The organism is Metabacillus indicus LMG 22858, from assembly GCF_000708755.2.
Lineage (GTDB): Bacteria > Bacillota > Bacilli > Bacillales > Bacillaceae > Bacillus_P > Bacillus_P indicus.
This window is the reverse complement of the sequence record NZ_JGVU02000002.1, coordinates 1,141,329-1,164,352: the sequence shown is the minus strand read 5'-3', so window position 1 is coordinate 1,164,352 and position 23,024 is coordinate 1,141,329. Positions and strand designations below refer to the sequence as shown.

27 protein-coding genes and 1 pseudogene are annotated in these 23,024 nt (G+C 41.6%); 25 read left to right on the top strand and 3 right to left on the bottom strand.

Annotated features, from left to right (window positions below; genetic code table 11):
* Positions 1-61: 61 nt before the first annotated feature.
* The 6 genes from gndA (at position 62) to AZ46_RS09250 (ending at position 6,121) form a co-directional block, all read left to right on the top strand.
* Positions 62-1,474, top strand: coding sequence for an NADP-dependent phosphogluconate dehydrogenase (gene gndA, locus AZ46_RS09275; protein WP_029279861.1), 1,413 nt, complete (start codon positions 62-64; stop codon positions 1,472-1,474).
* A gap of 98 nt (positions 1,475-1,572) precedes the next feature.
* A complete protein-coding gene (locus tag AZ46_RS09270) occupies positions 1,573-1,755 on the top strand; it encodes a YqaE/Pmp3 family membrane protein (protein WP_029279862.1) in 183 nt (60 codons plus the stop codon).
* Positions 1,756-1,921: 166 nt separating this feature from the next.
* Complete coding sequence (locus AZ46_RS09265) at positions 1,922-2,350, top strand: VOC family protein (RefSeq protein ID WP_029279864.1); 429 nt, start codon at positions 1,922-1,924, stop codon at positions 2,348-2,350.
* A 142-nt stretch (positions 2,351-2,492) separates the two neighbouring features.
* On the top strand, positions 2,493-3,860 hold the full coding sequence (locus tag AZ46_RS09260; protein ID WP_029279866.1) for an MFS transporter: 1,368 nt from the start codon (positions 2,493-2,495) through the stop codon (positions 3,858-3,860).
* A 269-nt stretch (positions 3,861-4,129) separates the two neighbouring features.
* Positions 4,130-4,774, top strand: coding sequence for a hypothetical protein (locus tag AZ46_RS09255; protein ID WP_029279868.1), 645 nt, complete (start codon positions 4,130-4,132; stop codon positions 4,772-4,774).
* 102 nt (positions 4,775-4,876) lie between these two features.
* Positions 4,877-6,121: an MFS transporter gene (locus AZ46_RS09250; protein WP_029279870.1), complete on the top strand. Its 1,245-nt coding sequence runs from the start codon at positions 4,877-4,879 to the stop codon at positions 6,119-6,121.
* A 51-nt stretch (positions 6,122-6,172) separates the two neighbouring features.
* Here the strand turns inward: AZ46_RS09250 and AZ46_RS09245 are convergent, their stop codons facing one another.
* Positions 6,173-7,204 (bottom strand): SDR family oxidoreductase, encoded by a 1,032-nt coding sequence (locus AZ46_RS09245; RefSeq protein ID WP_029279872.1) that lies wholly within the window; start codon positions 7,202-7,204, stop codon positions 6,173-6,175.
* A 226-nt stretch (positions 7,205-7,430) separates the two neighbouring features.
* Here AZ46_RS09245 and AZ46_RS21480 point away from each other — a divergent pair, with 226 nt between their 5' ends.
* From AZ46_RS21480 to AZ46_RS09220, 5 genes are all read left to right on the top strand, one after another.
* Positions 7,431-8,222: an SMI1/KNR4 family protein gene (locus AZ46_RS21480; RefSeq protein WP_081870168.1), complete on the top strand. Its 792-nt coding sequence runs from the start codon at positions 7,431-7,433 to the stop codon at positions 8,220-8,222.
* 291 nt (positions 8,223-8,513) lie between these two features.
* Positions 8,514-8,639 (top strand): hypothetical protein, encoded by a 126-nt coding sequence (locus AZ46_RS22450; RefSeq protein WP_029279877.1) that lies wholly within the window; start codon positions 8,514-8,516, stop codon positions 8,637-8,639.
* Positions 8,640-8,841: 202 nt separating this feature from the next.
* On the top strand, positions 8,842-9,267 hold the full coding sequence (locus AZ46_RS09230) for a hypothetical protein (RefSeq protein ID WP_029279879.1): 426 nt from the start codon (positions 8,842-8,844) through the stop codon (positions 9,265-9,267).
* 117 nt (positions 9,268-9,384) lie between these two features.
* On the top strand, positions 9,385-9,594 hold the full coding sequence (locus AZ46_RS09225; protein ID WP_029279881.1) for a hypothetical protein: 210 nt from the start codon (positions 9,385-9,387) through the stop codon (positions 9,592-9,594).
* Positions 9,594-10,157: a hypothetical protein gene (locus AZ46_RS09220; protein WP_029279882.1), complete on the top strand. Its 564-nt coding sequence runs from the start codon at positions 9,594-9,596 to the stop codon at positions 10,155-10,157. Before AZ46_RS09225 ends, AZ46_RS09220 begins: the two co-directional genes overlap by 1 nt.
* Before the next feature lie 60 nt (positions 10,158-10,217).
* Here AZ46_RS09220 and zwf read toward each other — a convergent pair whose 3' ends face one another.
* The gene (gene zwf / locus AZ46_RS09215; RefSeq protein ID WP_029279884.1) at positions 10,218-11,708 is read right to left on the bottom strand and encodes a glucose-6-phosphate dehydrogenase; all 1,491 of its coding nucleotides are present in this window, start codon (positions 11,706-11,708) and stop codon (positions 10,218-10,220) included.
* Positions 11,709-11,962: 254 nt separating this feature from the next.
* Here zwf and AZ46_RS09210 point away from each other — a divergent pair, with 254 nt between their 5' ends.
* From AZ46_RS09210 to AZ46_RS09165, 10 genes and pseudogenes are all read left to right on the top strand, one after another.
* Positions 11,963-12,664, top strand: coding sequence for an ABC transporter ATP-binding protein (locus AZ46_RS09210; protein WP_029279886.1), 702 nt, complete (start codon positions 11,963-11,965; stop codon positions 12,662-12,664).
* Positions 12,661-14,913 (top strand): ABC transporter permease, encoded by a 2,253-nt coding sequence (locus AZ46_RS09205; RefSeq protein ID WP_029279888.1) that lies wholly within the window; start codon positions 12,661-12,663, stop codon positions 14,911-14,913. Before AZ46_RS09210 ends, AZ46_RS09205 begins: the two co-directional genes overlap by 4 nt.
* Positions 14,914-15,120: 207 nt before the next feature.
* Entirely contained in the window at positions 15,121-15,540 is a 420-nt protein-coding gene (locus tag AZ46_RS09200) for an SRPBCC family protein (protein WP_029279891.1), read from the top strand.
* Positions 15,541-15,867, top strand: coding sequence for an ArsR/SmtB family transcription factor (locus tag AZ46_RS09195; RefSeq protein ID WP_029279892.1), 327 nt, complete (start codon positions 15,541-15,543; stop codon positions 15,865-15,867).
* Between the two features lie 169 nt (positions 15,868-16,036).
* Entirely contained in the window at positions 16,037-16,642 is a 606-nt protein-coding gene (locus tag AZ46_RS09190; RefSeq protein WP_029279894.1) for a hypothetical protein, read from the top strand.
* Positions 16,643-16,693: 51 nt separating this feature from the next.
* Positions 16,694-17,062 carry a hypothetical protein gene (locus AZ46_RS09185; protein ID WP_029279896.1) on the top strand — a complete coding sequence of 123 codons (369 nt, stop codon included), beginning with the start codon at positions 16,694-16,696 and terminating at the stop codon, positions 17,060-17,062.
* 335 nt (positions 17,063-17,397) lie between these two features.
* Positions 17,398-17,934 (top strand): RNA polymerase sigma factor, encoded by a 537-nt coding sequence (locus AZ46_RS09180; RefSeq protein ID WP_029279898.1) that lies wholly within the window; start codon positions 17,398-17,400, stop codon positions 17,932-17,934.
* Positions 17,909-18,685, top strand: a complete 777-nt coding sequence (locus AZ46_RS09175; RefSeq protein WP_029279900.1) for a hypothetical protein — start codon at positions 17,909-17,911, stop codon at positions 18,683-18,685. Before AZ46_RS09180 ends, AZ46_RS09175 begins: the two co-directional genes overlap by 26 nt.
* Positions 18,654-19,745, top strand: a pseudogene (locus AZ46_RS09170) (serine hydrolase domain-containing protein). The gene AZ46_RS09175 and the pseudogene AZ46_RS09170 overlap by 32 nt, the downstream one beginning before the upstream one ends.
* Before the next feature lie 27 nt (positions 19,746-19,772).
* Entirely contained in the window at positions 19,773-20,234 is a 462-nt protein-coding gene (locus tag AZ46_RS09165; protein WP_029279902.1) for a GNAT family N-acetyltransferase, read from the top strand.
* Between the two features lie 72 nt (positions 20,235-20,306).
* Here AZ46_RS09165 and AZ46_RS09160 read toward each other — a convergent pair whose 3' ends face one another.
* The gene (locus AZ46_RS09160; RefSeq protein WP_029279904.1) at positions 20,307-20,606 is read right to left on the bottom strand and encodes a hypothetical protein; all 300 of its coding nucleotides are present in this window, start codon (positions 20,604-20,606) and stop codon (positions 20,307-20,309) included.
* Positions 20,607-20,876: 270 nt separating this feature from the next.
* Here AZ46_RS09160 and AZ46_RS09155 point away from each other — a divergent pair, with 270 nt between their 5' ends.
* The 4 genes from AZ46_RS09155 to AZ46_RS09135 all read left to right on the top strand — a co-directional run bounded on the left by AZ46_RS09155 (position 20,877) and on the right by AZ46_RS09135 (position 22,990).
* A complete protein-coding gene (locus AZ46_RS09155; RefSeq protein WP_029279905.1) occupies positions 20,877-21,248 on the top strand; it encodes a DUF2750 domain-containing protein in 372 nt (123 codons plus the stop codon).
* Between the two features lie 465 nt (positions 21,249-21,713).
* Positions 21,714-22,205, top strand: coding sequence for a DUF6584 family protein (locus AZ46_RS09145; RefSeq protein WP_029279909.1), 492 nt, complete (start codon positions 21,714-21,716; stop codon positions 22,203-22,205).
* A gap of 40 nt (positions 22,206-22,245) precedes the next feature.
* On the top strand, positions 22,246-22,641 hold the full coding sequence (locus AZ46_RS09140) for a VOC family protein (protein WP_029279911.1): 396 nt from the start codon (positions 22,246-22,248) through the stop codon (positions 22,639-22,641).
* 112 nt (positions 22,642-22,753) lie between these two features.
* On the top strand, positions 22,754-22,990 hold the full coding sequence (locus AZ46_RS09135; RefSeq protein ID WP_029279913.1) for a hypothetical protein: 237 nt from the start codon (positions 22,754-22,756) through the stop codon (positions 22,988-22,990).
* Positions 22,991-23,024 lie beyond the last annotated feature (34 nt).

Genomic DNA, 23,024 nt, shown 5'->3' with positions numbered 1-23,024 from the left:
TTACAGAAGGAATGCATATTCATGCGCACAACGATATTCGGGACAGAAAGGGAGTAAAAACATGTCTAAACAGCAAATTGGCGTTATCGGTTTGGCCGTAATGGGCAAAAACCTCGCTCTTAATATAGAAAGCCGCGGCTATTCGGTGGCCGTTTATAACCGTTCTTCAGATAAAACAGAAGAAATGCTGAAAGAACACAGCGGCAAGAACCTTACAGGTACATACAGCATTGAAGAGTTTGTTCAGTCTCTTGAAACACCCCGCAAAATTCTTCTGATGGTAAAAGCCGGCTTTGCAACAGATGCAACAATCGAACAGCTTCTGCCTCATCTTGATAAAGGCGATATTCTGATCGACGGAGGTAATACACTTTACACAGATACACAGCGCAGAAACAAAGAGCTTGCTGAAAGCGGCATTCACTTTATCGGCACCGGCGTTTCAGGCGGAGAAGAAGGAGCCCTTAAAGGACCTTCCATCATGCCTGGAGGACAAAAGGAAGCATTTGAACTTGTAAAGCCGATTTTCGAAGCGATTTCTGCAAAAGTGGACGGAGATCCATGTACAACTTACATCGGTCCGGACGGTGCCGGCCACTATGTGAAAATGGTGCACAACGGCATTGAGTACGGCGATATGCAGCTGATTTCAGAAGCTTATTTCATCCTTAAAAATGTTCTTGGTTTATCTGCACAGGAACTCCACGAAGTATTTGCCGAGTGGAATAAAGGCGAGCTTGACAGCTATCTGATTGAAATCACGGCTGACATTTTCACAAAAACAGATGATGAAACAGGCAAGCCGCTTGTCGATATGATTCTGGATACAGCAGGACAAAAAGGAACTGGAAAATGGACAAGCAAAAGTGCCCTTGATTTAGGTGTTCCGCTTCCGATTATTACGGAATCCGTATTTGCCCGCTTCATCTCTGCCATGAAAGATGAGCGTGTAAAAGCGAGCGGCATTCTCTCAGGTCCTTCTGTGACACCATATGAAGGAGACAAAAAAGAACTGATTGAAGTTGTCCGCAAAGCGCTTTACATGAGCAAGATCTGTTCTTATGCCCAAGGTTTTGCCCAAATGAGAGCAGCTTCTGAGGAATACAACTGGGATCTTCAGTATGGCGACATCGCGATGATTTTCAGAGGAGGATGCATCATCCGTGCAGCATTCCTTCAAAAAATCAAAGATGCGTATGACCGTGACGGCGAGCTTGCAAATCTTCTGCTTGATCCTTACTTCAAGGAGATTGCAGAAAGCTACCAGGGAGCTCTTCGCAAAGTGCTGACAGTTGCTATTGAGCAGGGTGTTCCGGTACCAAGCTTCTCAGCTGCCCTTTCTTATTATGACAGCTACCGCACGGCTACATTGCCAGCAAACCTGATTCAAGCGCAGCGCGACTATTTCGGAGCGCACACTTATCAGCGTACAGATAAAGAAGGCATTTTCCATACAGAATGGATGTCTAAGTAAAAACAGAACACGGGGCCTTGTGCTCCGTGTTTTTTGCTGTTTCTAAACCGCTGAATCGGGGTAAAATGTTACGGATAAGAAAAGAACGGGGTGATGTGATGCTTTATTTATTGGCGATTTTACTGCCGCCTGTTGCCGTACTGTTTGTCGGCAGACCGTTTCAGGCGCTGCTTAACCTGATTTTGACGCTCATTTTTTATCTTCCGGGAGCCATACACGCCGTGCTTGTGGTGAAGGATGCAAAAGATGAGAAGCGTATGAAGAAGTACGGAGTGAGGTAACTTAAAAAAGATGCAGACTCTGAAGGAAATTAGCCCGCCTCTAGAGAAATAGAGGGACGGGCTTTATTTATTGTATTTTTTAAAAGGGTGTAGCAAAAGGCAGCTGTACATGGTATGATAATACAGAACAAATGTTCTTATTAAATTTATGACGATGAGGTGTAACATGATCACATCAGTAAATCCTTACATTGTGACAAATGGAAATGGTCAAGAGGCAGTGAAGTTTTATGTGGATGCATTAAATGCTGAACTTGTTTCGATTCAAACATTCGGGGAAATGCCGGAGGATCCGAATCATCCTATTCCCGCTGATGCAAAGGACCGTGTGATGAATGCACAGTTCAAAGCGGGCGATACCCTCATGATGCTGTCAGATACGTTTCCCGGAATGCCTTATACTCTCGGTTCGCAGCTTTCCATTGCGATTCATATTGATTCAGCAGACGCAGCCAAAGATGTATTTGAAAAACTCTCAGCAGGCGGAAATGTCACAATGCCTCTTCAGGAAACATTCTGGAGTCCTGCATACGGTCAGGTTAAAGACAAATATGGTGTTGAATGGCAAGTATCTGCTGTTAAAGAAAACGAATAATATGACTAAAAGAGAGCCCTTCTTGGTTAAGAAGGGTTTTCATCTTTTTACAGAACCGATTGAAGCAAATCGGTTGACTATACAGGCTGTAAGAGTATATATTTCTTTAGGTATACGAAATAAAAGCTGAGGGCGGGATAGAATGTCAACGATTATAGAAGAAAGACCGCCAGCAGTTCCTGGCTTAAAATATGAAAACAGAATTGTTTGGCTGTGGAGTTTAACCGTATGGCTCGTTGTGATGAACACGACGATGTTTAATGTCGCTTTGCCGAGCGTGCTTCGCGATTTGAGCCTTTCATCCGGCACTGCATCCTGGATTGTGTCAGGATACTCAATCGCTTTTGCCATCTCGACTCTCACTTACAGCCGTTTATCAGATTTTATTCCGATCTCAAGGCTGCTTGCAGTCGGGCTTGCCATGCTTGGTGCAGCATCCATTATCGGTTTTATTTCTCATAACTTTTATCTGCTTTTATTCGCAAGAGTTCTTCAGGCAGCGGGAGCAGGGGCTGTGCCTGGTCTTGCCATGGTTTTGGCGGGTAAATATATTCCTATTTCCAGAAGAGGAAAGGCAATGTCGCTGATTTCGTCTGCCGCATCGCTCGGTTTTGGACTTGGACCCGTTATTGGAGGAGCCATTACAACCTATCTCGGATGGAATTACTTATTTGTCATCACCGCATTTGTTGTCCTGCTTCTTCCCCTGTTTAAAAAACTGCTTCCTAAAGAGGAAGTCCATAAGGTACACTTCGATTCAACCGGAGGATTGCTGACAGGTCTCGGAGTTACGGGGCTGCTGCTCTTTTTATCCACCATGTCAGTGCCTCTTCTCATTGGTTCACTGGCCATCCTGTATTTCTTATGGAGGCATATACACAAAGTCAGCCTGCCGTTTGTGCAGCCTTCGCTGTTTAAAAACAGACAGTATGTGAAGCTTGCTTTATCAGCATTTTCAGGATTTATTCTTCATTTTTCAGCGCTCTTTATGATGCCGATCATCCTGACAGAGCTGTTTGAAAAAGATCCGGCTGCCATCGGTCTGATTATCTTTCCTGGTGCTATCCTTTCAGCGGTTGCCGCACAGTTCATTGGGCGGCTGATCGACAAATTCGGAAATATACCGTTAATTTCCTTTGGCCATGTGATGCTCATGATATCACTGCTGATTCTGGCTTTGTTCTCAGGAGAGAATCCATATGCGATTTTGGTTGCCTACATGTTTATGAGCACAGGTTTTTCAAGCCTGACCTCAAGCATTGCAAACGAAGCATCCCGCATCCTGCCGGAGGATGAAATCGGTTCGGGCATGGGCCTGATGCAGCTGATTCAATTTTTCGGCGGAGCATTCGGTGTCGCACTGTCAGGTCTCTTGATTGAATGGCAGCATGGTGTTTCTGGCGCAGCTGTTTATACAAACATTTTCTGGGGAATGACGCTGCTGATTGGAGCTTCAGGCATTATTTTCTTATCGTATGTTCGAAGAAATGCGAGATTGCTTCAAAGCTGAATTGATGCCTATAACGAGATTGAGATATAAGGAAAAAAACGAACTAGAGTTTAACTAGTTCGTTTTTTTATGTTAGTTGAACATATAAGCCATGGATTTTTAATTGTGATGTTACATCAGGAGTGCCGCCACTTTTTACAGAGTTGAATTCGCATTCGTGGTGTTTTTTGACAGTAGTGTCTCTAAAGCTTTCGAAATTATCTGCAATTAGCGTGGTTATTATGTGATAATATAAAGTGAAAAATCACAATGATCGCGTGGAGATACATGTGGAATCAAAAATAGAGCAGTATGAAAGAGAATCATGGATATTCCAGCCAGCCCGTCATTTTCATTTGCGCATGGAAGAAATGAAGATCGCCTCGCAGCACGGTGCATACATTGCAGAGAAATGGCTGGATGTGTTTACCCGCATCCTGGCTAAAGAAGAATACCCTGTTGTGCATCCAATTGGCCTAGAAACTTTTTCCCTGTATGCGGAATATGAAACTGGAGTATTTGAATACGCGCTAGACATTGATGGAGCAGCATCGCATATAAATAAAAATGGACTTAAAGCAGAAATTTTCGAGCCATCCCGCATTATTCACGCCGTTGATCAAGGGAATGTAAACACTGATCCTGCAAGAATTAAGCCCAATCAAAAAAATCCTGTCATGATCCTTCAAAACAGTTTGCTGACAAACGGCAACCCTTATTGTATAAATGGAAACCACCGTCTGACTGAAGCTTATAAATCAGGCTGTCAGAATATAGAGGTGTATGTATTCAGAGAAATGGAAGTAGTTCCATTTTTTTATGACACACTTAGTAAAGCCGCTTATTTCTTAGAGATTGACAGCAGACAAATTGCAGGAGACCTGCCCGCAGGAATAAATGGGAAGTCTCCGATGGTCAATTCCTTTCTGGAATAAGACATAGAAGGGTTCATTACTTAAGAAAGGATGAGTTCCATTGTAATGACACTTTCACTTACTACTTAAACATATTTTAAGACAAGTGAAGGTGATTGACAGGTGAAAAACCATTCGTTTGATTTTTTGTGGATTGGCCAGGCTTTTGCAAATGCCGCAGATGTATTCTATATCGTAGCACTGTTAAGTTACATGTATTCCGTCTCAGGCTCAATTGCAATGACAGCAGCTGTTCCGTTTGCTGTCACGCTGTCAAGGTTCGCAGGCGGTATGACAGCTCCGTTCATGATTGACCGATTCTCTTATAAAACCATTCTTGTATACTCGCAACTGATTAAGACGATGTTTTTACTCATGCTTGCTGTTTGCTTGACTCTTTTTCCGGGGGAAGGGATCTTTACAGTTTTCCCGCTGATTTCAGTCATCGCTTTTTTCGACGGCTGGGCTGTGCCGATCAGAAATTCGCTCGTTCCGCATTTAGTTCCAGAGGACCGCATCGTCCGCGCGAATGGATTTATGGCGGTTATTGATCAACTTGTTCAGCTCGGAAGCTGGCCGCTTGGAAGTATCTCGGTATCGCTTGCCGGCGGAAAAGAAGTATTATATTTCTCTGTGCTGCTTTTTGCCGCTTCAACCATTATGATGACACGAATACAGATGCGGCATATCAATGAAGCCAGTAACGAAAAGGAAGGAAAGACGAAGTGGAATTCTATGCAGGAGGGCTGGAAAGCGCTTTGGAAAACCCCGTCCCTGCGCGTTATTTCAGTCGTTGATTTCTTCGATTCTATTGCACAAGTCGTTTGGATTGCAGCTGTTCTGCTTGTCTATGTGGAAGAAGTACTGAACAAAAGTGAAGCCTGGTGGGGATATTTGAACTCAGCCTATTTTGCCGGTTTGATTTTGGGCGGGCTTTTATGTATAAGATTTGAGACCATTTTAAAAAAATCAATTCGCTATGCAATCATTGCCGGTTCAACAGCCGGGGGAATCTTAACCCTAATGTTTGGATTCACAACAGAGGGGACCGCAGCACTTCTGATTTCATTCCTTGTTGGAATAGGGAGTGAAATCAAATTGATCAGTCAAATCACGCTTATACAAAATCACACAGAAAGAAAGCTTCTGCCGAAAGTGTTTGCAGCCAGGGACGCTATCTTGACCGGTGTATTTGGCATATCCAGTCTGCTGTACGGCATGATAGCTGAAGCATACGGCATTACCATCCTCTTTGTTCTGTCTTCCGTTATATTGATTGGTACAGGGATTTATTCTTTTACTGTGAGGAAGTATGTAAGATTTATAGAATCTGATCAAACTATTTCCTCTTCCGTCCTTAAAGGGTAACAATAAATCAAAAAAGATGATTTCATCATGAAATCATCTTTTTTGGTCTTTTTATGCAAGCAATCTGTCAGCCTCAAGCTGCTCGTTCTGATCAATCAGCGTCGTTTTTAGACTTCTGTAAGTCATGCCGAGTTCATCTATGCTTTTTCTATTATCAAAACGAGCATTTATTCCAACGTTTTTGCTGACATACTTCCGTGTCAGGCCGACTTTCGGTGCAATCAGCCAGATGAGCGGCTTCGGCACTTCGCGTTTTGGAAGAGGATAGTGATTTGGGCGGTTCTCTTCAAATATTCGGGCCATATCGAGCAGGGAAGCTTCCTCATTTGAAATCAAGTATCTGCCCTTTGCAGATTCAGTGAAGGCTGCAAGCACATGGGCTTTTGCAACATCACGCACATCAACGGTTCCGTTGATTAAGTTTGGCACACCGCTTTTAAATCCGCCTTTCAGAAGATCGAGAATTGTGCTGATGCTCGTTGAATCTGAGCGTTTTGAAAGAGACGGACCAAGAATAAAGGTTGGGTTAATGGTGACTAAATCAAAGTGCTGCTTGTCCGCCATTTCCCATGCAGCCTTTTCAGCGAGTGTTTTTGAGTAGCTGTATGGCTGATGTGAAACACTGCTTGTTGTGTTCCAATCCTGTTCATTAAAAGAGGACTTGCCCTCCATATCCGCATTATCCCCAAAAATGGCCACTGCACTGCTCGTAAGGACAACCCGTTTCACTTCAGGTGAGCGTCTGACAGACTCCAGAACGTTTTTCGTGCCTTCCAAAGCCGGTTCAATCAAGTCTTTTTGAGCATCTTTAAATCCGCTGATGAAAAAAGGGGAAGCGGTATGAAAGACATACTCAGTACCTTTCACGGCTTCATCGAAGCTTCCTTTTTCTAGCAAATCTGCTTCATAGACTGTCAATTTTCCGGAAGATTGTTGCTCAACATCCAGGAGATGCTGGTATTTTTCTGTCTTCGCTGCATCGCGGACAGTAATTCTTACATCATGGCCGCCATCAAGCAGTTCCTTAACGACCCAGGCTGCAACATAGCCGGTTCCGCCTGTGACAAGTACGGTTTTCTTCATTACTAAGATCATCCTTCCAACAACTATATGTTTAAGTGTTTAAACATATAGTAATATGAGTTGAAAGTTCTGTCAATGAATATGATGTGTGGTATCAAGCATTCATTATATGATTAATTGAAGCTTCACGAGTATTTCTATGTCTGAAAGAGGATAGGAGACGCAGTTGTTGAAGTATGTTATAGAAAAACGAAAGCTGTAATTACGATTAAGGAGTACATGAATCTTGAAAACAATCTGGCAAAAAGATGATGACTATTATACATTAATTACCTTAACTGATGAAGCAGTTCATCATGCTGAAGGAAAACTCAAAGTAAGGCTGCCTAAATCCTATCTAGCTCTTCTTACCGAACAAAATGGCGCCTCGCTTAATGACAAATCGTTCCCGACGAATGTCCCGACATCCTGGGCAGATGATCATATTCATGTAGGCCATATTTGGGGGATAGGTGAAAAACACAGTATTTTAAACAGTGAATATTTGATAAGCGAGTGGGGACTGCCGCATAATATTGTGATTTTTTCTGGAGACGGGCATTCCTGGAGTGCTTTTGATTATCGAAAGACAAAAGAAAATCCGCCAATCATCTATATTGAGGCTGATTCAGAACTAGTCATTGAACTTGCTCCGGACTTTGAAGCTTTTTTAAACAAATTGTATACCGAAGAAGAAAACGAGCATGATGAATTCTTTTATGAACAGAACCAAAGGGTTTGGACATATGAGGAACTCAAAGTCGCTTTTCTAACAAACATTGAACAAGAAATCATTCCTGCCCTGGATTATCTCTACTTTAATCCTGCAGGAAACGAACGCTTCATTGAGGAAAGTGTGATATTACTTCTGCAAAGTCCTATACTTGGGATTAAAGAGTTAGCTGTCACTTATGGCAACGGGTTTTATGAAAAGGGAGTTCTATCTTCTAAGGCAGTAAAGAAGATTGTGATTTTGATAAGAATTGACAATGAAATCAAGGATTATGAGGAATTTTACTTCCGGAACCTTGTGCAGTAATGTGAAGTGGATTTCATATAAAGCATAAATTGATTATATAGAAAGGAGTGACATACATGAGTGCTCTTTTAACTCTTTTCGGTGATATCTTTTCTGCTATCGCAGCATCTTTGTTGAATAAAGGGAACAAACAAAAAAGGAGATAATAAGCTACGATAGTTTGAGATTGTCAAAATCCAATGTATAGTACTTATTCATCTACTCAAAAGATAATTAGTAGAGGGAACTTGAAACTTTTTCCTGATTTTTTCGTATAGTTAATAAATAATAGTATACAGAGGGGACATTTTAATGAGTCACAATAATGAGATACTAAGCAAAAAAAGATATAAATCAAATTTTGTAGTACCTGTTTTTATTGGGGCAGGAATAGGTGCATTAATGGGATTAGTTGCTTATGTAAAAGATTGGTTTTGATTTGTCTTGGCTCCTTTTTAGTAATAACATGAATGTCCTTAAATAACTGAGGGCTATTTCAAAAAGTGATCAGGAAACCACTATAAGTTTGGTTTCTTTTTAATTTAATCTAATTTAACATAAAGAATTTAACATAGGCTTGTTATTAAAAGTTGTATTGTGTTTCGACTTGAAATAATTAGAACTGGAAGGGGGTGATCGATTGTTTATGAGAACAGAGGTATTCCTCGACGAAGAAATTGAAGAACAGGAATTGATAGATCAGGTATCTTCTTTTTATAAGAACGGATGTTACATCTATGCAATCATTCCAGACTATGAAGAAGAATTGTTTACTACACTCTCTTCAAATTTCATCTCAGTTAAAACCATTTCGTTATCCCGTTTTTTCAAGTGGGATACTGGTGAGGTAGGGTACGTAAAGGACCTTAATAAGCAATATATCTATGAATTTTACTTGAGGTCAACAACAATGGACTATCTTGTTTTTTCTGAAACAGATGTGACAGAAGACCTATCCAAACTTAACAGGCACGGTGACTTCTATAAACTATTTGAATCAAATGTAATCCCTAATATCACAATAGGTCCAGATGGGCAGTGGTTAAACGTAATGGAGTATGAATAGGTTTTGGGCAGATTACAATTAAATGTTAAGCGGCGGCTGTTTGAATAATAAGAGTACCCTCAAAATAACATTAGTAATGTTTGTTGATTACTTTATCCTTTGTTCGGAGCTGATGAATTGAAAAAAGAGCTCATTTATTTCCTTATTCTATTTCTATTAATTAGTACAACAAAAGTATTTTTTGATTATCAGGAAACAAAAGTTTTGCTTTGGAAACAAAACGTAATTGAAGCTTTTGCTTTAGCAGGAATCATTACTTTTTTAAATTGGTTAATCTCTCCAAGAAACAAACAAAGAAAGAAGCCTACGAAACAGGAGAATGAATAATGAAACGGCCAAATCCCTTTACAATCAAAATTGAGAATCAACGTTGGCTTTGCCATGATGAACAAGACTTATGTTCTCATGGTGAAATTTTCTTGAGTGTTCATGATACGATTATTACACAGTCATCCGTTAACGAAGAATGGGGAATCAGTGAGTCCGCTCTGTCAATGCTGAGAACTCTTGAAAATGATTATTGCTGTGACCCTGAACATGATGAAGGGCTAATTCTCCACGGATGCGGGGCAATCCTGATGATGGGCTGCCCCATTTCTATCCACTGGAGCGTCAAACACCTGAACGATCACGTGATCCTATCGGATTTTGTGAAGATTACTACAACCAATCCGGATACGGGGAGTATCTATTATCCAGGGTTAGAAGTGAATATTAGCAGCATCGATTATAAAGACCAGATTGTCTCTTTTGCCCTTCAGGCGAAAGAATTGTTTGATCATTCGAAAGAAAAACGGATTTCTGATGACTACGATAAAGAATTGTATGAAGAATTTTGGACTGAATACAACCAGCTGTTAAATAGGAATATGAACTTGCGACATGTTTAAATTTCTATGTTTTTGTGCAATAAAAAAACACCGCTAAAAGCGGTGCGATATAACATAGAATTAATCAACCATATCCGTAATCGGCCACCAGTGGAAACCGTCTTTTTCAAGCAGTTCGTCAGCGGCTTTTGGACCCATTGTGCCGGCTGCGTAGTTAGGGAATTCTGCTTTGTGCGTTTCCCATGCTTTGGAGATGGTGTCCACATAGCTCCATGAGAGCGACACTTCATCCCAGTGCGTGAAGTTGGTGGCGTCACCGCGCAAGCCGTCGTAGATGAGTTTTTCGTAGGCTTCAGGCGTGTTGAACTGATCAACACAATTGCTGCAGTAGTCAAGCTTGATCGGCTTGACGTAAGAGCCGCCGCCTGCTTCTTTGGCATTCAGGTGCAGCGTGATGCCTTCATCCGGCTGAATGTGAATGACAAGCAGGTTTGGATGCTTGCTGTCTACGTCGTTTGAGTAAAGGTTCATCGGCAGGTCTTTGAACTGTACAACAATCTTCGTTGATTTGGCCGTCATGCGCTTTCCTGTACGGATATAGAAAGGCACGCCAGCCCATCTGAAGTTGTCGATCATCAGCTTGCCGGCAACATAAGTTTCTGTGTTGGATTCCGGATCTACATTGCTTTCTTCGCGGTAGCCGGGAACAGATACGTCTTCTGAATCGCCTTTGCCGTACTGTCCGCGGACGAAGTAATCAGGCACATCCTTCTCTGTAAGAGGGCGGAGTGCGCGCATCACTTTTACTTTTTCTGAACGAATCTCGTCTGTTTCAAGCTTGATCGGCGGCTCCATCGCAAGCAGGGCGACCATCTGCATTAAGTGATTTTGAACCATATCACGAAGCGCACCTGAATTTTCGTAGTAACGTCCGCGGTCTTCAACCCCAAGAACTTCGCTTGAAGTAACCTGAATGTTTGAGATATAGCGGTTGTTCCATACCGACTCAAACAATGCGTTTGAGAAGCGGATCACCTCAATATTCTGCACCATCTGTTTTCCAAGATAGTGGTCAATGCGGTAAATTTGATCTTCCGAGAAAGCTTCACGGATTTCATCGTTCAGCTCCTGTGCAGAAGGCAGATCGTGTCCGAACGGCTTTTCAATGACAAGACGGCTCCAGCCTTCTGTCGCTGTCAGGCCTTCGCTTTTTAAATTCCGGGCAATCGTTCCGAAAAATTCCGGCGCCATCGCCATGTAGAACATTCTGTTTCCAGGGATGCTGTATTTGCCGTCAAGCTCTGAAAGCATGCCTTTCAGCTCAAGGTAGGAAGATGGATTTGTCACATCAAATGGATGATAGTAAAAATGCGATGCAAATTCATCTAGTTCAGATGACTGCTTGATCGATGACTGAATCGAGTCGCTGACATTTGAGCGGAATTCTTCATTTGTCCACGGTCTTCTGCCCACGCCTACAACAGCGAAGTCACTGTCGATTTTTTTGCTGCGGTGAAGACGGTAGATGGAGGGGAAAAGCTTGCGCTTGGCAAGATCTCCTGTTGCTCCGAAAATTACGATTACTGCTTTTGGTTTATGTTCCGTATTCATGTATTGAACCTCACTTTGTATCAGCGGATTTATTAATAATGATATGTAACCTGTTCAAGTACTTAATTTTAATGCTAACCATGAAGTAAATCAAACATTTAAGATCAATTTCCTACATAAGTAGTATGAACCATTTCTATTGTATCCATAAAACGGAAATGAAAATGATTACAAGCAAAAATAAGAGATCGTCAAGAAGGAAGATTTTTAGTACGATACAGAGGAATATACTAGAAATAACCGGGGGTGTCTGTATGAGTTTCAGTTTTGAGAATGTCAGAAAAATATACCGTACAGGTGAAGTAGAGGTGCCTGCATTAAATGACGTCAGCATTGCCTGCGGAAAAGGCGAAATCATTGTCATTCTAGGACCATCCGGCTCCGGGAAATCCACCTTTCTTAACGTGGCCGGCGGAATTGACAGAGCAGACGGGGGGCAGGTCACCGTCCAGGGAGAAAACCTTCATGAAATGAACGACAGGCAGCTAACGCTTTTCAGAAGAAAGCATGCGGGCTTTATTTTCCAGTCCTATAATCTTATTTCTGCACTGACTGTCAGGGAGAACGTTGAAACCGGTGCTGACATCAGCGACCATCCTCTTTCTCCTGATGAGATCCTGGATAAAGTCGGAATGAGTGAACACCAGCACAAGTTTCCGCATCAATTAAGCGGAGGGGAGCAGCAAAGAACAGCCATTGCACGGGCAATCGTAAAAAATCCAAGTATCCTGTTCTGTGATGAGCCGACAGGAGCTCTTGATGAAGAGACCGGAAAAAAAATTCTTTCACTTATTCAGGAAATCAATCGTATATATGGTACAACCATTCTAATGATCACCCATAATCCAGGCATTGCCGATATGGCCCATACCGTCATGAAAATGAAAAGCGGAAAAATCATTGAAACCGTTAAAAATGAGGCTCCAATACCTGCAGAGCAGGTGAAATGGGTATGAAAATCACCGCCATGGCTCTGCGCACCATCGGGCAAAAGCCGCTGCAGTTTGGAGGCTCTGCTCTTCTTCTTGCGGTTGCCGTCATGCTTTTTGTCACGCTCTCAAGCACAATGGCACTGATGGATTCGAGCAATCAGCTGTTTAGAGAAGAGTATAAGCAGGAGGATTTTCAATTTACAGTGGGAGAGCGGCTGTCTGAGGATCAGCTTGCATCATTTGAAAAGGAATTTGGCGTGAATCTGCAGGCCCGCCAATGGCTGGATATCGAATGGAAGGAGGGAGTCATTACCCGGATTCTTTCTATTCAGCAAGGAATTAACGAACCGTATGTGGTAAAAGGCAGTTTGCCTGATGAAAAGAATGAAGCAGCCATAACCGCTTCTTTTGCAGATGCACACGGGCTGAAAGTGGGAGACATCTGGGACTCCGGAGGGGAAACATATAAAATCACAGCCCATGTGTATCTTCCGGACTATATTTACGGCGTACAAAACGAGAATGACCTGATGGCTGATCCGAAGACCTTCGGTGTCGTGCTGATAGACAAAGAGGATTTTCCTGGGGGAAATCAGCCGCCTGTTTATTACTCCGGGCGATTTTCTGAAAACAGCGGTTCCTTAAGCAGTCTGAAAAAGGCTGTTTCAGAAACGGTTCCTGTCCTGAAATGGACCGATGCAAAAGACAATGTCAGGATTTCGTACATTGACGCAGAAATTGAGTCCAATCAGTCATTCGGAAGTGTTCTTCCCGTCTTTATCGGACTGCTTGCCCTGTTTATAGTCGTTTTAATGCTGAAAAGACAAATAGACGTGCAGTCCAATCAAATTGGAACCCTTCTTGCGCTTGGGTACACCAGAAAAGAAGTCACGCTCTCCTTTATGATGTATCCATTGATCATTTCCATTTCCGGCACGATACTCGGGATAGCGGCGGGACTGATTGCAGCGAGGCCACTGACAGAGCTCTACACCGCTTTTTACAATCTGCCCATTTTAAACCGGCTTGCCTTTGATCCGGTCACTCTTATCGCTGGATTTGCCGTACCGATTTCCGTTCTTTGTCTGGCCGGTTTCCTGACAATCAGGAAAAAAGTCAGCAAACCGCCGCTCCAGCTGCTGCACTCAAGACCGTCTTTTTCGAAAAAAGGAGCAATAAAGCTCCCATCGAAATGGAGCTTTAAGAGAAGGTTCCGTCTGAAAATGCTGCTCAGCAGTCCATCCAAGAGCCTTGTGCTGTTTACAGGAATTCTCTTTTCTTCCTTATTAGTCACCTTTGGATTCATTTCCATGAATTCAATGAACGTCCTCATGAAAAAAACGTATGAAGATGCCTATCGCTATAACTATGCGGTCTATTATCAGGAAGTAAAAACGGAGCCTGTTTCGGCAGAGGAAAGTCCGTTTTCTGCAGCAGAAGCCATTATAAAAGGGAAAGACGGCAGAAAAGACGTAAAAACGCAGCTCATTGGTTTGGATCCCTCAACGCCAATGCTGAAGCTGATTGACAGCAGCGGTACAGAGCTGAACGGCGCGCTGTCAGACGGGGCAGTCGTAACGCAGGCTTTGGCTGCAGCTGAAGGCCTTGAAGCCGGAGATTCCATCACGCTTCAAAATCCCTGGACGGACCAGGAGCAATCCGTCACTGTCACCGGTGTCGCAGAAATCTTTATCGGTCATGCCATCTACATGGAACGCGGGGACGTGAACCGCTTTCTGAGCCTGGAAGAGGATGCATACATCGGAAAATGGACGCTTGAAAAGCCAGAAAAGGAATCTGGTGAAGCAATCGCGGCGATTGAAGACAAAAACGCGATGAAAAAAGGTATGGAACAGCTGCTTGAGCCGACCAACTATTCGGCGGCCGTCATCGGTATCTTCGCATTCTTGATCGGCCTCCTCATCATCTACCTGATCACCAGCATGATGATGGATGAGCACACCGTGAACATTTCCCTGCTGAAAGTCATGGGCTATGACAGGAAAGAAATTTCATCCCTGCTTCTGAATGTCTATACTCCGGTTATAATAGCAGGATACGTACTCGGCGTTCCTCTTGCATTTATCAGCTACAAAGGATTGATGGCATCTGTTTCAGAATCAACCGGATTTTCACTTCCGATCGAACCCGACTATCTGATGATTGCTGCTGGTTTTATCATTATCTACGCATCATATGTAACCTCCCTGCAGCTTTCAAAACGAAAAATCAGCCGCATTCCGCTGCAGGAAGTGCTGAAGCGCCAGGAATAAAGAGAATTGATATTGCCCTGGAAATTTAAGAGAGACAATTGCATTCCATGTGATTGTCTCTTTTTTATAAAAAAATACAGCTATTAATTCTGTCAAAAGGAAAAAATAAACTAGAATTTTCATGTGGACATGAAACCAAAAGGTGTTATATACTTAAAAACGAAACCAAATGGTTCTGTATTTTTCAAGTGACAAGGAGTGTTTTTAGTGGAGACATTACAAGATATTAAACAAACAATTATATTTGAAGCTCCTATTCAAAAGGTATGGGCAAAAGTAAGCAATTCGGAAGGTATTGCAGCATGGTTTATGCCCAATGACTTCGAAGCCAAGGTCGGTCATGAGTTCCACATTCAATCCCCTTTTGGTCCATCTCCCTGTAAAGTATTAGAAGTGGATGAACCAACTAAAATTTCTTTTTCCTGGGATACAGATGGATGGGTCGTTACTTTTCTCCTAAAAGACTTGGGCGGAAAGACAGAATTCACTCTGATTCATGGCGGCTGGAAATCTGCAGATGAAGTTCTTCCCAAAGCAAACGAAAAAAGTTCTGTTGTTCGCGAGAGAATGGAGTATGGTTGGATTAATCTTGTTAATGAACGACTTCTGAAGGTTGTTGAAGGATAAATGTCAGCATTAAAGCATGATGTATTTCAAGCAATAGCTGATCCAACAAGAAGAGAAGTCCTTCGATTACTTGCGGGCAAAGAATTGGCCATTACGGAAATTACCTCTCATTTTCCTATTAGCCGGACGGCCATAGCTAAACATCTTCATATTCTTTCGGAAGCTAATTTAGTCAGCGGTAAAAAGGTAGGCAGAGAAAAAATATATCAGCTGCATCCAGAGCCGCTGACAGAAGTTAAACAATGGCTGTCCTATTATGAACAGTTTTGGAATAACAAATTGTCGATCCTTAAACATATTGTTGAGAATGATGATGAATCACTCTAGTGTTTCATACAAATGATTACTCAGTTCATTCATGAACTGAGTTTTTTCTTGCTGACTTGCGACCTTGTGACATTTAGCAAACGTGAATTATTAGAAAAATGAAACTTTTTCAGCCTGTTAACGTAATTTAACTATTCAACTTTTTATCGTTTAATGAGGGGGTCCTGGCTTGAAAAAAAGTGCTTATGCAATTATCGCTTTGGTCATATTTTTAGCAATGATGATTATCAATAATCTAAACATGGGAAATGAGGCAGAGAAATTAAAGCAGGAAAGAGAAGATCTGACTGAGCAGGTTGCCGCTTTAAAAGAAGACAGTGCAAAAAAATCTTCAGTATTAGAAGATACATTGAAAGAAAATGAACGATTGATTAATGATTTTACCAGCCTTAAAAATGAAATTGATGAATTAAGAACACCAGTTGAGTATCAAGATTTCCTGGATGCGGTTCAGACAGTCGAATCTTATAAAGTGAAAGGATCATTCAGTGAGGCGAAAGAGTTGGTTGCAGCTACCACAGGCTTCTCCTCTTTAGACAGAGCGGGAACTTGTCCTTGCGGTTTTTCATATGAAAACGGAAGAGGCATTGATTGGAAGCCAAATTCTGTGCAGGATCTTAAGAAGTTGGGGATAGAAGGAGAAAGAATTATTCTTACCTATCAAACAGGAGAAATGATAAAGGACGATTATCAATTTGTCTTGAAGAACACTGAAGGAGTTAATGACAAGACTCTTAAGTGGAGGATTGAAGAAATTATACCAACCAAGAGGTAGCGTGTTTGTATCCATTTACAGCAGGCTGAACCGCTGATAAGGGAGAATTAGATGAGGAAACTATTTATTGCCGTCCTTTTTTTAGGAGTTTTGTCAGGTTGCACGAATCAATTTATAAACCTTTCAGGAGAAAGCAAAAGCTGGAGTGGTAAATACACAGCAACGATTGATGGAAACGATGAGCATGGCAGCTATGAATTTCATTTTAAGGGCGGAAATGAGAGCACTCAATTTAACGCTCTTGACATAAACATAGGCGACGGAAAGACGACTCAATCAGAAAAAAATGTTAAAGGCGCTACAATTACTCTCTCTTCCAACTGCAGAGGATGTTCTGTGACAGGAAAAGGGGAAAAGCAGAAGGTGACCATAAAATGGGACGATGAGAATGAGGAAACCTTCTTTTTGCAGGAGAAGTAAGTTTGTCGAGCGAATTGATATGAAAGTTTACTTTGGAGGTCCGACAATTGAATATGAACAGAAGAGGTATAAGAAGAGACTCATATAGAGAAAAATGCAGGGAGTTTGGATTTGAAATTCTGTTTGAAGTAGTTTGGAATATCATCACGTTTATTCCGAGGATGCTGTTTCGTCTTGTGAAAGGTATTTTTGATAATTGAATGATTTTATAAGTGGCGTTTGCATGATGAGGCAAACGCTCTTTTTATGAATGTTTTTAATTGAAAACACAACTTTTCAACACGTCATACGTCTAAATAACAGGTACTTACAATCTAAGGAAGAGGACGATTCATTTGGAAGATGCAAGAGAGACCGAAATAGAAGAATGGTACAGCCAGTATCATCAGACCATCTTCAAGTACATTTTAATGATGACAAAAGATTATCAGCAGGCTGAAGACTTAACGCACGAAACGTTTTTAAAGGCATTCAGGCAGCATCATTCCTTCAGGCAGGATTCAAGTCCGAAAACCTGGCTGTTCCGAATTGCGCACAATGTGACGGTAGATGACGCAAGAAAGAAAAAGCCGGTTCGATTAGTCATGGAGCTGTTCCGTCAAAAGAAAGATACCAGTTTGCTTCCTGAACATTTCGTTGAGATGAAAGAGAATTCAAAGGAACTTTATCAGGCCTTGGAAATGCTGAAGGATTCGCATCGCGAGGTTATTATTATCCGGAAAATCAAGGGATTTTCAATCAGCGAGACGTCCGAAATACTTGGCTGGTCAGAAACGAAGGTAAAATCCACACTCTCAAGAGCCATTCATGCCCTGGAAAAAACATTGATCAAGGAGGGTTATCAGGATGAACAAAGAAGTAAGTTATTGTGACCAGCTCCTGCAGAAGTTAGATGATCAAGTAGAATGGAGTCCTCACCGTGCGCAAATGGTTCGACGAAAACTCATGAAAAACATTAAAAAAACGAATGTGATGCTAAGACTTCAGCGGATTTATACTTTCTCAATAAGCTCAGTACTGGCTGCATTATTCCTGTTTGTGATGGCTGGTCAGATAAGCGGACAGTTGAATCTCGCAGGAACAGGCGATCATAGCATCGGAAACAGCAAATTCATCGAAGGTGTCCATTATCAAATAGAAACAATCAATGGTCTAAAAACCGCGGTACTAACAACAAAAGGGATTGAAAATACGGTCTATCCAACGAATGCCAATGAAACCATCAAAACCATTGCAGGAGAACCGGAAATCCATCTCAGTATTTCCAAGCAGGGAAAGGAAGAAGTCTTCGAAACGCAGGCCATTTACCCATCAACTACACCGGGACAGCACATATATATCGTTACTCAAAGACACAATGAACCAATCGATACAAGAATGAAGATGCTGCTTCCGCTTACGAAATATCCAAGTTCGTCCCATTCAGCATACGAGTTGAAAATATCAGGTCACAGAGCTGTTATGCAGGAAGAAAAAACAGGAATCGGTAAGACTGACCTGTACGTAGTTACTGAAAACTATATTTATCATATCTACTCTGCTGGAATGAGTAAAAAAGATTCTAGAATAGACCCGCAGGAACTTATTAGACTTGCAGACTTACTTCAATTCGAAAAAGAATAACAGATTACTGACACCGGAGGAATGTACGTTGCTTTTTAATACCAAGCCAAATTCGAATTTTGACCCATTATTAAAACACGTTACTCATACATTTAATCAAGTAATCTGTTCAGGAGCTGCAGTTTTTGTTATTCAAAACGATTCTGTTGTTTTGGAAGAATATATTGGAGAGCAATCAAACAAGCCTGATGCGAGAGAAGTACAGCGGGATACTCAATTTCATGTAGCCTCTGTGAGAAAAAGCTACATCGGTTTCGCTGTGGCCTATGCTGTACATAAAGGCTGCATTCAAAGCATAGATGACTTGGTAATGAGCTATCTGCCCGAGCTTAATGAAACGGTTTGGAAAGACACAACCATCAGGCATTTATTGACACATACCCACGGCTTATCGGAAAAAGATGGCGCAGTCTATCGGGAGTATGAGGCTGGTGAGAAATGGACCTACAGGCAGGCCGGCGTAAATGCCCTGACATAAATCGTCAAGCGGACAACTGGACAAACCATTTCCGAAATTGTTCATGGACAAGTGTTTGCGCCGCTGGGTTTTTCAGAATCGGATTGGTATGCCGGAAAAAATGAAAACCTTGTTGATGTCATTTTGAGATCTGAACACGATAGCAGCTGGAGAACGAGCAAAAGTACAGAAGGCGACAAGATGAACATGTATGTATCTGCTCGCGAACTGGCTTTATGGGGATATCTGCACCTTAAAGAAGGAAGAATGAACGGGGAACAAATCATTCCAAAAGAAGTCATCCAACTGGCTACATCCCTGCAGAGCCCGGCAGCTTTAGATTTTGACTCTCCTCAGAATGGTTTCCTGTGGTTTGTGAAAGATTTGCCGGCCAAGGAAACAGAAATCGGAGAAAGAGTTCCCAGAGGTTCCTATCAGATATTGGGCTATACAGGCGTTACATTATTGGTGATCCCTGAAGAAAACATCGTTGCTGTCCGTATGTTTAATAGCTTTGGGTCACCTGAGGGATATGATTATTTACAGGACGTCAGGTCATTCGGCGATACGGTGATGAGGTGTTTGGGAAAAGTGAGAAACTAAGTTTAGAAGACAGGAGAGGAACTTCATTTGAAACTAAGGTTTGCTGAAGAAAAGGATATTGACCAATTAATAAAAATGAGATGGGATTTCACTATTGAGCATGATGAGAGCAAGGAAAACTCATCTTTTCCAGACTTCGAGAAAGAATGCCGAACCTTCTTGGAGCACGCTATTAAGGGTAACCGGTGGATGATATGGGTTGCTGATGAAAATGAAAAACTAGTATCGCACATATACTTAGAACTAATTGAAAAAGTACCGCGGCCTGGAAGAACAACCTATCCCTTTGCGTTCATGACAAACGTGTACACCATTCCGGAATATAGAAACAAAGGGATTGGAAGCAGGATGCTAAGCTCGATTAATCAGTGGATTAAAGAAAACAAGTTTGAATTTGTCATTGTTTGGCCAAGTGATGATTCGATTGGGTATTATAAGAAAAATGGGTATGCACATTGCGTTGAGCCGATGGAATATTTTCCTTCTTAAGTGGACGATTTAGTTCTTACGTTTGCCTTTGTTCATCGACAGAAATCGATGGCTGGGGCAAACGATAAGCTTCTAACTGTACTTGGATTTCACTCTATGATAATAGCCAAAAGATAAAAGAACGGTTCCTATGACAGTAGCTGCTGAAATGTAAACGCCATCCCAATCCTCCGAACTCCCTGCCAGAATCCAGACCTCATATGTAATGAATAAGAGTGACAAGACAGTAACAATTCCCAATAGCAACGAACGGCCAATTTGTTTTGCTTCTGCAAGAATCGTCTTTGGGTTTGATTTTTCACCAGTGACTATTTTACGGACTGCAAACAGCAAAATTAGAAAACCCGCAGTAATCAATAGAACATGAATCATATCTGGAACGCCTCTCTTCATAATTGGAAAATACTGATAAGCTGAGTTTATCATAGGAAGGCTGAATTCAGATATATAATATAGACTTATCTGCTGAAAGAAATAAATTTTTAGTGGATGAAAAAAGGTGTTGTTACTGGTGTATCTATTTGGAATAATTAGTATGGATTAGGCGGATGAAGATGATGCCAGTTTGTGCACCGCTTTGGCAGACTGCAGCAATAAGAGAATTCCTGATTTATAGAAAATACATATAAAGGAAAGATGGATATGAAATTCATTAAACGATTTATCTTAAACCGGCCTGCTGAAAAACGGCTGGCATATTTTTACGGAATGATTGCAACAGATGAGCAGGTGTGGCTGCTTAAGGGCGAGCATGGAGAATTGGTTCTAATTGAAGATGAACTTGGAGAGTATCCATTTTTACTGCCGGTTTGGCCAAGTCGAAGTTTTGCAGAGATGGAGGCAGCGCATGTCAATAAATCAGCCGCAGCATTCAATATGCCGCTTTCGGAATTTCTAGAAGAACTGCTGGTGGATATTGAAAAAGACGGGGGAGCTGCAGCCATTTTTCCAAACGAAAAGAATACGAGCATACAAAATCGTGACGAGATAAAGGAAATGCTCACCCGTATTTAATGCTCAGCTAATTTGCTTCTGAAAGGAGCGTCAATCAAGAAGGATTGGCGCTTTTTATGGCGAACAGTATTGGAATATTTGTATAAGGAGCCCTGTCCTATTGGACGTCATCGGACGGAACGGCTGTTAATGAGGTGATTTCTATCTTACAAATGAATAAGAAACAATGGTTAATCGTCAGTTCATTGATTATAACAGTTTTCCTGTCATTTATTCCTGGCATAGGATACCGGGAGGAAGGAAACTACCGGTTTTTTGGAGTGCCGGCACAATGGCTCGGGTACTATGGAGACGGTCAAATCAGCTTCGAAATCTGGGGTTTTCTGTTGAATGCAGGTATCATGTATTGGCTTTTATTTGGTGTCAACAAACTGGTAAGTGGAAGATTTTCATGGAGATGATTTTTTGTCAAAGAGGCAGATTTTAAAAAAAGATGGATTGAATAAATCAAATGAGGTGTCTCACATAGAAAAAGTGCCGGTAAATACTCTCCTTAAGGTTGATGAGGATATTAAGAAAAACGATTTAGGGAAAGCCAGGGACAGACTGCATGGATTGATTGCAACATACCCAAATGAATTAGAGCTCCGCAGAAAATTAGGGGATATTTACTATGCATTGAAGTACCCGTCGATGGCGGGCAGATACTGGTATTTGGAACAGAATAAAACACCTGAGATGGAGCATGCCTGTATCGAATTCGAAAAATCGATGGGGAATAATCCTTTTCAGATTGTAAGAGCTTTAAAGTTTAAAGGCGATAAAGAAATATTAAATGATCTGAAATTCAGTGAAAATTTCTCACCCGTTCAAAGAAAAGTAACTGAAAAGCTGCTCGAGGAACCTGATGATTCAGTGTTTGATAAACTGCTTGTTGTCGGCTGTCTTTCAGTATTAGTAGGGACAATTGTCTTTGCTGTTATAGGCGTGTATTCTTTTGTGGAATGGCTAATGTAGCAAGCGGAAAAATGCATGATATATGATAGGAGCGGATAGTTTGTCAAAAGGAATGATTCATCACATTGAAATATATGTATCTGATCTTAAAAGGTCCATAGAATTCTGGGGGTGGTTTCTTGAAGAGCTGGGTTACAGCCAGTATCAAGAATGGGACCAGGGGCAGAGCTGGAAAATTGAAGATACTTACCTTGTCTTCGTACAAACACAGGAACGATATATGGATGTTTCTTTTAATAGGTGTCGAGTTGGCCTAAACCATCTGGCATTTCACTCGAGTTCACGAGAGCACGTAGATGAATTGACAAGGAAATTAAAGGAGAAAGGGATACCAATCCTTTATCCGGATAAACATCCATTCGCAGGTGGTAATGAACATTATGCCGTGTATTTTGAAGATCCGGATAGAATAAAGGTGGAACTTGTAGCGCCTTAAATCTATGCTTCATTTGGATGGCGTCAATTTAAGAAGGACATATTCCTATCTTCATTGGTTAGTATACATACTTAGTGCTATATAGATTGGCCAGCAACCGATCGTGAATACAATGATTGTCGAGATCGATGGATTTTATCATAAAATCCTGATTACAGGAAAGAAATGTTCAAAACAAGAATTAAGGCAGATGTATGTAAGAGCAAAGCAAATGGCTGCTGATGTTCGTGATCTGCCCAGCATCTTTTGCAGATTAAATAAATTTGACATCGTCCCTTTTGAGGAAGATATTCAAGTGGATTTTGTAATTGATACAGATACGGACAGGATATATACTCCTTCATACTGAGCAAAATCTAAAAACAGCAGTCATCAACTTGGAG